The following is a 12,061-nucleotide window of genomic DNA, read 5'->3' as shown; positions in this document are numbered from 1 at the left end:
CTCAATATCACAATTGTGCTTTTTGTTATCAGTTTTTGAGAATGGAGACAGGACTTATTGGCGTGCGTCAATAATTTGTAGGGTTGTTCTTACAATACCTTGGAAAATAAATAATTCAGTTTATAATCGAACACCTACCAAATAGAGGAAGATCGTCGTCTCCGGTGAGGCGGCTGGATTTCAAATCCAGTTGGGGCTGCCAGCAGTCCCGGGCAGGTTCGACTCCTGTGATCTTCCGCCACTTTTTCTCCTCTTACCTTTGTATCAATACCATTTTTTGTAGTTTGTCTTAATCTATAAAGGTTGCTAGGCATTCACTACCTTTTTTGGCTCGCGGTTTCGCGATAAAGACATGCAGAGCTAAAATGGTTCTTGCTAGCCATCCTGTCTTTGTGTGCAACATAGTATATTGTTGGTTTTGAAGCTTTTTCCGAATATCCAAATGGAGGTAATGTGATGAGTGAAAATCTTCTTGAAGCACCACAGGGTGAATTTGTTTTATTCCGCAGTGAAGATACTCAGGCTCACGTCAAATGCCGCTTTGAATCGGATACGCTGTGATTATCTCAGGCTGAAATTGCCAACCTTTATCAGGTAACTCCTCAAGCAATAACTCAACATGTTAAAGTTATCTACGAAGAGGGTGAGTTTGTTCAAAATTCAACTTGTGAGTCTTTCTTACAAGTTCGGCAAGAAGGTAATCGGCAAGTTAATCGTAATACTTTGCATTACAACCTCTCAGTAGAACTGAAATAATGTCTATTCGCTAAATAAAAATACCCTCCAGTGAGAACAATTCTCCAGGTGAGCGTTTTTATGCTGTCGATCTAAATCGGATATTTAATGATATCCGATCATTCTCTCTTTAAAGCTCTCTGATACTCAATTTCAAACTAGTTAGGATATGTCGTTTAGCGGTTTTCTAAATGAGGGCTCATACATCACTGATAAGAATAAGTTAAACCAATCATCGCTTTAGCCGACCCAGTCTTAAATGTTTCTTCCGGTTTTCTGACATAGCTGAAACCTATCGTAAAGCTCATCGGGTTGTTTTTATTTGCAGTTCCAGATCGCTGTACATAATACTTTTTCTGCCCAGGAATGCCTGCAGCAGAACCATCAGGCCCAAATAAAAATCGCTGGCCACTTCCACTAGTAACTGCAAAACCAACTCCCGATGCAGTAGAATCAGATGTTAAATGTGCGACACTGGTATTGTTCGTTGTATCAGTTAAATCAACAAAAGAGACAAGAACGTCAATATTCGGATCACATTGCAATGAAAATGTTTGTTGTTTCGTTCGTATATTTGAGGATGCATCAGAATTCTCAATAGAACTCGCTGGGATCTTATCCATATCTAATGCCATTACTTTGCTCGTTGGCTCACAACCAGTAACGGCACCATTAATAGTCACTGCATTATACTGTACATTGGCTGCTTCTCGTGCTTTTCCCGCTTCATCGTAGCAAACATAGCGATACATTTTCATAGACGGTAAAACAGTACTCCCTACAATTCTATCAGGACCTTTATAAATATAAGCCCCGATAGTCACAAGCTTAGGAGACGATATACGCAAGCTATTATTTATGCTTCCTTGCCAAACAGTAGTTGTTATACCAGGCAAGGGTCGAAAATCATTTGTAGTATAACTAAACCCCCCTAATGGAGCGAATGAAAATCCAGTAACTCCAGTTTCAAATAAATAAATCACTGGATGTGCACTCGTAGATTGAAATGTTTGTCCGGTCCATTGCGCAATAGGCTCATAATCTATTCTGCTTAGCGTATAATTAATATCGCTATTATTACAGATCTTTAAAGCGCTCCAGCTGCCCGTGTTTGCAATAACTGAGCCATAAGTTATTCTGTCAGCAGGTCCTGAAATATCAACATAACCAAAAGAATTTGTAGTATAAGTAATCTCTGGCATGGCAAAAGAATAATTTATATGTAATAGCATAATGAAAAACACCATATGTTTTATATTAAAAAATTGCATATTTTAATCCTGAATTTATTTATATGATAAGTTTGTTACCTTTACTACATCATTGTTTTCATTATAGAAATGAATGAAAAAATCACAACGGTTTGAATTTCCACATATATTATTTATTTCAAATTTATCATTAGGGGAAATGCTAAATATTTTTTCATTTTCAGTAGTTTTTTTCTTCGAGATTGAGATGGTAAATACATGTTTAGATTCATTAAATAAAAAGTATTTATTATTTTCTTTTACTATATTAATTGATTTAAAATCATTCTCTTTTAACTCGGTATGACGAAAAATCAATTTAAAATGACTTCTTATAGCTAAAGATATGGATGATATATTGTCATCAAATTCTGATTTCGGTATTGCTATAATTGTTAAGTTTATGATTTTATCAGTGTGATAGTTTAATTTATTAGTTGGGATAATGGTTATATTTCTACTATTATCCTTTGAGATCAAAAACAAAGGTGGAGAAATAATAAAATTATCATCATCAATAACACTCTTTATCAAATATTCGTTTTCATTATCATTAATAATTTTAATGTTAGTATGATTATCATTCTGATCTATATTAAATCTAGTTCCAACAATAGTGATCCCACTAAATGCAGGATTCAAAAATAAAATAAAAAAAAGTACTATAACTTTATTAATCATAAAATATCTCAAAGTCTACGATACTTGTTATTTTTCCTGGAGATGAATTTTGGCTAGTTTTAATGTAATAAGCAAAAAAATGGAATATATTATTATTTTCATTATAATTTATATTAAGTGATGTCTTATTGTTTTTAATGTCAATATTTTTTTTATTGACATCATATAGCCCTATAGAAATTGATTTCGCTCCTTCATTTGTATTATTATTATTTTTTAGCAAGTTGCTCATTACTAAATCACTTTCTCCTGTAAATTTAATATATGCAGTAGAGATATTTGTAGGACAATCTTCTAGACTTATTGTAAAAGGAGTTTCTCCAAATGGAACTCCAATTTTTTTATCTCTTAAATCGTTTGTTCCTAATGTAATTGTTAAATTTGATAAACTTTTTGAAATTGTGCAACTTTTCTCAATAACATTCGCATTAATATTAATAGTGATTCGATCACTCATACTTAACCTTGGAAATATTAATAATGTAAAAAAAAACAAGACTATTTTATTCATAATAGATATCCAGATAGAGTAGTGAAGATGCATCACCTGAACTAACATTTTGGTTTGTTGATATATATCTTAAATAGAATGTAAAATCATAACTCGTTGTAGTAATAGTTTCATTCAAAAATTTTTTTGAATTTAATTTGATTCTATCTTTATTTTTATTTAGTATTTCTATTGCGAGCCCTGTAGCTACCCCATCTATAGAGCTACCTGATTTTCCTATAATCTTTAATAATGTGGTATCATTTGCATCTGCTTCCCCTGAAAATTGATACATCATATTATTTACATTACCACTACAATTTTTTAAATGTATTGAAACTGATTTTTCAGGACTCACATCACCTATATTATTAAAATCGCCTGGATTTAAATCTTGAAAATTAACATTTTTAATTAAATCATTACTGGAAATATTACAACTTTGTCCTAATATAGCTCCGTTAATATTTAATGTTACATCTGAAGAATATGCAGAAAAACAAAAAAAGCAAAGTATGAATAAAATAAATTTCTTTTTCATTCTGAGTATTCCATTATTTGCAAATGACGCTTTCTTTATTAATGTTATTCATCGCATTATTCTTATTATAATTAATAGTAAATTGACAACTGGTACTCTTATCTATTTTAACGGTATAGCTTGAGTTTGATTTAACGCCAGTTAAATAAACTGTACTATCATCATTTACTATTGATGTCATTTTATCATCATTATTTATAACAAGAGTTCCAAACTTTATTTTTTTTCCTTGATAGTTAAGTGATACTAAAAAGTTATATCCTTTACGTACATCAAAAACAACTTTACTTACAGCACCTCTAGTTGGCGCTACTTTCATCACTTTTCCATCTATATCGTAACCCATACCAAATGTTTCAGGGAAAAGCCCGACATCATTATAGTGGTATGCGGTAGCGTAAGGAATAAGAGCATATCCGTTATCACCAATAGTGATATTTTCTCCGGATTTATCAATCCTAGCGCCACTTGCTCCTATTGCTTTTACTAATATTGCGGTATCATTTGCTTCTCTTGCAAATATAATTCCATCTTGATGAGCAAGTATAGAACCAGTAACTCCATAATCAAATTCTTTTGTAGTGCTAGAATAAGATGTACCCGTACTAAATTCGGCAATATTTGCTTTATAACGTAAATTTAAATTTGATTTATTCTCACTATTATTACTCACAGTTTGATAAAAATTGTAATTTAATTTATTGTCTAAAGCTGAACCATATAAACTAGTCAAATTATTATATTTAGATTTGTTATAGTTTGTGCTATTGGTTAAATATACTGTATTTTTATCTATTGCATTAGATAATGGAACTGATATTGATAAATATAAAATATCTTCAGTGTTGTTTATATAGGTATTTTTATTATAACTAGTAGATATAATTATATTGTTAAATTCTGGAAGTGTTTTATTCCATCCAGCTTGGATGTTTTTAGACTTATAATTGCTATTCCAATATGAATTTACATTACCCCATAAATATAGTTGACCATAATCACCTAGATTTTGAGATAAATTCAATTGAAAGCTATTCTTTTTTCTTTCATTATAATTAAATAGTTCATCGCTGAAATTATTTTTATAGTTATTCCTATAGCTTGCTTCAGTAAATGTATAATAATTAGATGTCGAATATCGGTAGCCTGTTAATTGAATATTAGTTCCTGAGTCACTGAATGATTTTGCGTATAAAATTCGATATGAGCCACCAGTATAACTTTTGTCATATATTTTAGCTTGCGCTTGCATAGCATCAATTGATAATGCACCAAGTTTTCCCATATCCGTTCCTAAACCTAATCCAGCAGAAAAGTAATCATCAGCAATTTGATAACCGGTATAGATTGTACTATCTAAAGGCAATCCTAAGCCTAGTGTACCTTGAGAAAATTTATTTCTTTTGGCTGACGTAATATCTAATTGTCCTAAACTCACAGAATAATTAAAACTATCTTTACGTAATAAGTTTGGTAACGAAGAATAAGGAACGTTATATTTTACGATAGCTCCATCGGCTGCGGTTAATTCGACTTCATAATCACCACTTGTTCCTACTGAATTTAAATTATCAATATTATAAGGGCCAGGGTTGATGTATTCCTGATATAATATATTGCCATTCTGTCTAATAGTGAGCTTAGATCTTGAGTCTACAATACCTTTAATCGTTGGACTATATCCTCTTTCACTATCAGGTAGCATCTCATTAGCTGTAGCGAGCGTAATGCCTGTATATGAAACTGAATCAAATAGCATTGAGCCTAAAACACTCTGACCAACAATGAGATTACTTTTTATTGAATTTATATTTCTTGATATTGAGGAGTTATTAGATTTCCAGTCATCATATGTACGAGAGCCAACTTTATTTTTGTTATAATATAAATTTGATTGTATCCGCCATGACCCTAGATTTAATCTATTATTTAAATTTAAAAAAAGTGATGAATAATCATCCATATTTTTATTTTTCGCAAATGAGCCATTTAAATTATAATTCATCATAAACATTGGGATGCCATCATCCCAATCAGATTCATCAGCTAATGTTGATCTAATAGATTTAAGATAAATTTGAGGTATTGATAAAGTTAATGTTAATTTAGATAAATCAACATCATAACTAAAATTATTTATATACTTACTTATATCTATGCATTCATTATCTGGCAATGATTTTAATTTATTTAATACATCCTTATTAAAAGGAATGGCATTAATAATTTCTGTAGTAAAACATGGCGTAACTTTCTTGTTTTTTTCTTCTATAAATACAATGTTAATATTTTTAATGAAATTATCATTTATATTAACATTTAAAAAATATTTACCCGGAGTAACATTATTACCTGCCGATAAATACGATAAATCTTGGATTGAATCGACATCAGAACCTAAAAATAATGGATTGAAATAATCTTGCGCATATGAATTATTGACATTAGCTAAAAATAATAAAAAAAATATTTTTTTTATTTGGCACATAGATATATTTCCAAATTTAATTAAAAAACACATTCTTTGTTTTTTATTTGAACGCCATAGTCATTAATAAAATTGAAATTTAGAATTTTACTTTTGTTATCATTTGTTAAATCTAAATAAATATCTGACTTAGGTGGTATCGTTTCGGCTTTAGATATTTCATTTCCACTAATATATAATGAGCTTAAATTCATATAAAAAGCCGTAGGGTTTTCAATCTTTAACTTGTTCTTTTCATAAGAACATTTTAATTTTTCATAAGAGTTAAATGAGCTCTCGGTAATTGAACTAGGTCTACTAAATAATTTTATTTTTGTTGTTGTGGAAATTAATAATGCATTATCTAACTTCTGTTCTTCTTCTGTCAACGAAGGTATAACTTTTGAATTTAGGAAAAATATTTTCTCTCTATCATTAGGTAATTTATTTTTATCTCCACTATAGACTATGTTTAATAAACTATCTGAATTAGGTTTTATAACAAATAATGGAGGAGTGACAATAAAATCAGACACCTTATTTCCATTTTCATCTGACACCCATGATTGGATAAGATAACTTCCATCTTTATCACTATTATATAATTTTAGTGATATTTGATTTTTATCCGAAGGGTAGATTAATCGAGTTGCGCTTAAGGATACTCCTCCCGCATAAACATATTGAGTGAAAAATAAAAGACAAAAAAATAAATATGTTTTTTTTAACATAAAAACTCCATGACTGATGATTAACCATTATGATTAATCATCAGTTTATTGCATTTAAATAAAATTAATTGTATGTCAATGTGAAGTTAGCAACAGATTGAACTTTACCAGCTGTAACTGCGGCTGCTGTTGATTTATAATCTACAGATAATGGAATAGTCGTTGTTTCAGCTAAATTGACTTTAGAACTTAATGCACCAATGTCTAATGCACTACCATCTGGGTTGAATAATTGTAGCGCAACATTTTTAGCTGAACCTACACCCGCAGTATTAGCTAATAAACCAGGTTTACCTTCTACTGTTTGCCCATTAAATGTAACTTGAACTGATTTACGAACGTCTGTATCACATTCAAGTAAATTGATATTAAATGGTTTACTTGCGTTTGCTAATTGGTCAGCAGCTGTAAATACTGTAGACTTAACAGTATCTAATGTAACAATTTTATCAGTATCTGCACTGGAAACTGCACATGGTCCCGATGTTACTTCCCCATTAAATGTAATATTACCACCATTAACTACTTGCGCAGGAAGCGGCTCATTTTCTGCAAATGCAGCACTACAAATAATAGAGGAAATAGCAACAGACAACATAGCAATTTTTTTATTAATATTCATATATACTCCAAATTAATATATTTATTTAAAATAAAAAATAATTATTCATACAGAGCAACCGTATTCATAAAAAAATATTATTAAATAATATTAAATATCTTGAGGTTTTCCTGTGCTTTTAATTATTTCATTGGTAAAGCATTCCCAATTTAAACCAAAAACATTCAGATATTGATTAATACGTCCTATAGTTAACATCGTCTTTCCATTTTCATATCTAGATACTTGCTGTTGGCTTATTTTCAGTAATACTGCCAATTCTCCTTCGGTAATGCCATTCTGCTTTCTTATCCTCCTTAAAAATGAGGATGCAACATCATTTAACATTTCATCTGTAAAGTTCATTTTTATCACCAGAATCTCTAATGTTAATTAATATAATTCAAAAAATAATTAAATAGATTATTCATATTAGGTAAGTAAAACTAATTTAATTTATTCTATTGGGTTTAACAAACATCAACTATTTCTCAAATACACTTATATTGAGTATGTTGATTTCTTTTTCAGCATATCTCCGTTAATTCACTTACTTTTTTACAGTAATAAAAAATTACATTGACATAAAATGAAATAATTAATAACACAAAAAGTTTGAGTGTTAACAAAATATCTACATTTTATTGGGCAATAAAAAATATCAGTGTTATTTCTTCTCAATCTCTTCGTAATATCAAATGATAACGTTAACATTATCGCGTAATACGAGTAAAAATAAAATAAACCACGTGACTATAGTCATGTTTATCATATTGAAAAATAAGAAAAATATACATTTAACTTACGGTAGTTAACTTGTTCATACACTTCCAATTGTAAAAATTACAATAATAATAAAAAATTATCGTATTATGTTAAATAACCACCTAATATCTATAATTATTCTAATTTTTTAATTTGCATTGATTTACAGTTACTCATTGAAAAATAAACATACCTACAGATTCAGTCATGTATTCAATTGGTAATATAGGGTATTTATCTCGGAGAATATTCATGGTCAAAGTGGATGTAAGGTGCCCTGAACCCCGTTAAGCTTGCGGTTCAGAGTTATAACAAAAGCGATTATCGCTTCGAAGCAGACTTACTTAACAAGATTGTTGCTTACAGCGTGAGTAACAAAGATATCAACTATCTGCTGGTAGGTACGTTGGAACAGTTAGGCTACCAGTAAGAAACGGTGCTTTATCGCAACATATACCTCATATGCTTGTCTTGGGCATACGCACTGCACACGGGGGAGAGTACCGAATAAACTGAGCACCACATCTCCTAACGTTATCGCAGCACTGCTGCTAGAAATACTGATTTTTTATATCGCATGGTGTCAGATTAGATTAAAGCGAGGACACTGGGTAACCACACCATTGCACTGGATATGGATGACTTAATCGCCAATGGTAAAGCTAAGATTGATGGTGATCGGGAAATTCTTAAGCAGATTGCCGGAACTCTGGATACCAATATTAAAAATGACATGAATTTAGTACTGCCACTGCAAAAAGAAAATCAGGTTTGGTAAACAGATAAGATTAACGTAATAGTATATCGAGGGTGGTCTGGGCCACCCGTAATTTTTACATCTATCTATTGAATCCACAGTCAGAAGCAGATACAGCAAATGATTCACTAATGGCGGATAACTGTGAAAGGTACAGTTAAAATCGCTTTGTATTCGTGGTTCATAACAGATTTTAGTTGCGGAGATTTTTTAGCTAAAAATCAGTCTTAGAAAAACCAGTCATATCATCCAATTCCATTTCGCGACCTAATGCCGTCATGGGATGGACAATTATCAGACCTCGTACAGATTTCTTCAGTTTGCCAAGATCAGCTTGTTCTTTCTTAGTGATAGCACGCTTGAATGGCATATCCATCAACTTTTGCGCTTCTTTGCTGAGCTTCTTACTACGTTTTTCCTTCTGGTGAGCAATTTCGGCTTCCAGTGTCGCTTTTTCTTTTTCAAGTTCAGCGTACTTTTCAGCTTGGGTCGACAGTTGCAGACTTGCCATCTGGTGACGAATAAGATCTAAGCGGTCGCTCAGAAGTTTGATCTGTGTTTTTTCGATTTCTTTCATTATTAATTAACCGTGAATAAATTTCTTGTCAGCAAGTATACACCATTCTGTCTGGGAGGGTGAAAGGGATACAATGTGTCTCTATCTCTGACTCACATGGGGGTGACCACATGAAAATTGGATGTCGTAAGGTGAATCGTGGCATTGTCAGCATGCGCAGTGGGATGCTATTTATCATTTTTTTTTAGCCCATTAGACCGACACGCTTTGTTTTTAAATCAATAAAACAATCCCTTCTTTTGCTTATCTAGATTATTTTGCGTAAATCATACCCATAAAATGGGTTTTTTATATCTTGTTGATTATTAGTTATTTTATTGAGATTTTGCTTGTTTTTAACACTTCCGATTACTCCATATGTGGGTTTTTTGAGTTGAAATTGCGATTTTTGTTACTATATGTGAGTGGTTGTTAAAAAGGATTAATTTTAGATGAATGTATTATTTTTATTTGAAAAATAGATTAAAAAACTAGTTAATTAATGTCAGATATTTATTTTTAAAAATGAATCAGAGGATTAGTTATATAATTGGCTGTTATGTAAGTGAAATAACCTAATTGTAAGAAATGTAAATATAATTATTTCTATGAAGTGTTATGTTTCTATTATTTGATATTTAAAAATAGCACTCTTATAATTTTAATCATTCAGCGAGAAATTAAACATTTCAATTAAATTCTTATTAATTTGAGATTTGAATTTTTATTATGAATAAAAATAAATTAAGTGCTTCTAAATATGAGGGGAGAGATAATTTATTATCTTTTTATTGTGGTTTAATTATAAGGAAAATACGCAAAGAAAATGGTATTTCTGCACATGAGTTAGCAAAAAAGATAAATATCTCACAGCAGCAAATGTCACGTTATGAGCTTGGAATAACTAAATTTAGTCTTGATATGTTATTTAATATTAGTGTGGCTCTTGATATACCTTTTGAGAGAATAATTAAATTCATCATCCTAGAATTACAGAAATCGCCTTCAGATGATGCGACTGAATTGAAAAACAAAATATCTGCGTCTGATACTGTTTATTTTTATTAATTTATTTTAATAAATTATTTTATCTATGTTTATTACAGGAGGATAATATGAAAAAAACTATTCTATCAACACTCATTTTTAGTGCAATGGGTACATCAGCTATGGACGTTGATGCTGGTAGTGGGACTGTGATTTTTTCTGGTTCTATTATTGAAGCACCATGCTCAATTGCCCCTGGTGAGGAAAATCAAGAAGTTCCATTGGGTCAAGTGTCGAATATGATATTTGATAATGGTGACGAATTATCCGCGCAACCATTCCAGATTAAATTAGAAGGTTGTAATCTAAAAGGTGATAACCAAGTCGCAGTCACTTTCAAAGGAACAGACGCAGGAAAAAATACAGGCTATATACAAATTACGGGCGATACAAGCGGTGCAGCAGTAAAGATAATGAATGCATCAGGTTCTCATATTAAAATTAACTCTAGTGCCAAACAGAACTATGTTGAAGGAAGTAATACGTTGAGATTTCAAGCATCACTTATTGGCGTTCAGCAAGTTGATGCGCAGAGTAAAATTATTCCTGTAAAACCAGGGAAATTCCAAGCAATGACTAATTTTACGTTAGCATATAATTAAAAGTAGAAAATATTATTTCACCGCGAGTTAATGAAGCTCGTGGTATATAGATTAAAACGATTATTATCAATTAATAGAAACTTTAGCTTTTTTAACTCTATATGATGGGGTATTTATTTTGGAGTTTGAATAATTATGGTGTTTGATATTGAAAGAATAATAAAATGGTGTTTGTTTTTTTAGCGTTCAATGTTTTTTTCTTTAGTCATTTTTGTATTTCAGAAACCTATACGTTAGCGATTAAAGTCAATGTGATTGGAAGAACATGCGACGTGTATGGGGGAAATGGAACCGGTCATCCTATTGAGGTTTCATTTGGCGAGATAAATGTGAGCGAATTTACGAATGAAAGATATACCAAAAATATTGATTATCCTTTTGATTGTGGCTCTCAATCGCCCAGTAATTCAAATTTTAAACTAAAATTTGAGAGTTTAAGTGCAGAATTTAATACTGATTTAGTCAGAACATCTAATGTGAATTTAGGTCTGAAAATTCAAGCGGATAATAAAATGTTATTACCCGAAGAATATCGTAATTTCACGTACAATAAAAACCATTACTTACCGTTTCGCCTGTTTTAAATACAGCTAAGAAGATTGATTTGGGTTTGTTTACTTCAACGGGTGTGTTGAAAATTGAATATCAATAGGTGGTTTTTTCATGACATCTAAAGTAAAGAAAAAATGAAAAACTAATCCCCTTTAAGGGGATTAGCGAAGTGATTAAAAAATAATACTGATAATGTGATTTTTTTGTATAAAACGAGTAAAAAATTATTGATCTTATACGGGTAAAACATCTTATAGTGGGTGCTAAAAATAAGCTTGGTTCTTAT

The 12,061-nt window shown here is 30.9% G+C and carries 13 protein-coding genes, 1 tRNA gene and 1 pseudogene; 6 read left to right on the top strand and 9 right to left on the bottom strand.

The window, feature by feature from the left end; all coding sequences use genetic code 11:
- Nucleotides 1-146: 146 nt before the first annotated feature.
- Nucleotides 147-241 (top strand) — tRNA-Sec (locus PR766_RS16885).
- A 215-nt stretch (nt 242-456) separates the two neighbouring features.
- Nucleotides 457-750: pseudogene (locus tag PR766_RS16880) on the top strand (hydroxyacid dehydrogenase); the annotation flags it as partial.
- A 191-nt stretch (nt 751-941) separates the two neighbouring features.
- Here PR766_RS16880 and PR766_RS16875 read toward each other — a convergent pair.
- The 8 genes from PR766_RS16875 to PR766_RS16840 form a co-directional block, all read right to left on the bottom strand.
- Nucleotides 942-2,006, bottom strand: coding sequence for a fimbrial protein (locus tag PR766_RS16875; RefSeq protein ID WP_154636081.1), 1,065 nt, complete (start codon nt 2,004-2,006; stop codon nt 942-944).
- Nucleotides 2,007-2,021: 15 nt separating this feature from the next.
- Nucleotides 2,022-2,666 (bottom strand): fimbrial biogenesis chaperone, encoded by a 645-nt coding sequence (locus PR766_RS16870; RefSeq protein ID WP_154636080.1) that lies wholly within the window; start codon nt 2,664-2,666, stop codon nt 2,022-2,024.
- Nucleotides 2,659-3,123: a fimbrial protein gene (locus PR766_RS16865; protein WP_230083696.1), complete on the bottom strand. Its 465-nt coding sequence runs from the start codon at nt 3,121-3,123 to the stop codon at nt 2,659-2,661. The genes PR766_RS16870 and PR766_RS16865 overlap by 8 nt, the downstream gene beginning before the upstream one ends.
- 46 nt (nt 3,124-3,169) lie before the next feature.
- On the bottom strand, nt 3,170-3,697 hold the full coding sequence (locus tag PR766_RS16860; protein ID WP_154636079.1) for a fimbrial protein: 528 nt from the start codon (nt 3,695-3,697) through the stop codon (nt 3,170-3,172).
- Nucleotides 3,698-3,710: 13 nt separating this feature from the next.
- The gene (locus tag PR766_RS16855; protein ID WP_154636078.1) at nt 3,711-6,185 is read right to left on the bottom strand and encodes a fimbria/pilus outer membrane usher protein; all 2,475 of its coding nucleotides are present in this window, start codon (nt 6,183-6,185) and stop codon (nt 3,711-3,713) included.
- Between the two features lie 20 nt (nt 6,186-6,205).
- Entirely contained in the window at nt 6,206-6,895 is a 690-nt protein-coding gene (locus PR766_RS16850; protein WP_006663494.1) for a fimbrial biogenesis chaperone, read from the bottom strand.
- Nucleotides 6,896-6,959: 64 nt separating this feature from the next.
- Nucleotides 6,960-7,517, bottom strand: a complete 558-nt coding sequence (locus PR766_RS16845; RefSeq protein WP_154636077.1) for a fimbrial protein — start codon at nt 7,515-7,517, stop codon at nt 6,960-6,962.
- A 90-nt stretch (nt 7,518-7,607) separates the two neighbouring features.
- Nucleotides 7,608-7,862 carry a helix-turn-helix domain-containing protein gene (locus PR766_RS16840; protein ID WP_006657461.1) on the bottom strand — a complete coding sequence of 85 codons (255 nt, stop codon included), beginning with the start codon at nt 7,860-7,862 and terminating at the stop codon, nt 7,608-7,610.
- 1,033 nt (nt 7,863-8,895) lie between these two features.
- Here PR766_RS16840 and PR766_RS16835 point away from each other — a divergent pair.
- On the top strand, nt 8,896-9,039 hold the full coding sequence (locus tag PR766_RS16835) for a hypothetical protein (protein ID WP_006657462.1): 144 nt from the start codon (nt 8,896-8,898) through the stop codon (nt 9,037-9,039).
- Between the two features lie 193 nt (nt 9,040-9,232).
- On the opposite strand, the gene PR766_RS16830 is transcribed toward PR766_RS16835, so the two are convergent.
- Nucleotides 9,233-9,595: a YibL family ribosome-associated protein gene (locus PR766_RS16830; RefSeq protein WP_006657463.1), complete on the bottom strand. Its 363-nt coding sequence runs from the start codon at nt 9,593-9,595 to the stop codon at nt 9,233-9,235.
- Between the two features lie 708 nt (nt 9,596-10,303).
- Between PR766_RS16830 and PR766_RS16825 the strand changes: the two genes are divergently transcribed.
- The 3 genes from PR766_RS16825 (at nt 10,304) to PR766_RS16815 (ending at nt 11,807) form a co-directional block, all read left to right on the top strand.
- Entirely contained in the window at nt 10,304-10,642 is a 339-nt protein-coding gene (locus PR766_RS16825; RefSeq protein WP_006663492.1) for a helix-turn-helix domain-containing protein, read from the top strand.
- Between the two features lie 47 nt (nt 10,643-10,689).
- Complete coding sequence (locus PR766_RS16820; RefSeq protein ID WP_154636076.1) at nt 10,690-11,223, top strand: fimbrial protein; 534 nt, start codon at nt 10,690-10,692, stop codon at nt 11,221-11,223.
- Nucleotides 11,224-11,387: 164 nt separating this feature from the next.
- Nucleotides 11,388-11,807, top strand: a complete 420-nt coding sequence (locus PR766_RS16815; protein ID WP_230086771.1) for a fimbrial protein — start codon at nt 11,388-11,390, stop codon at nt 11,805-11,807.
- The last annotated feature ends 254 nt before the right edge of the window (nt 11,808-12,061 follow it).

Origin of the sequence: Providencia sp. PROV208 (genome assembly GCF_028479465.1) — a bacterium.
Classification (GTDB): Bacteria; Pseudomonadota; Gammaproteobacteria; order Enterobacterales; family Enterobacteriaceae; genus Providencia; species Providencia alcalifaciens.
This window is presented reverse-complemented; position numbering and strand designations above follow the sequence as displayed.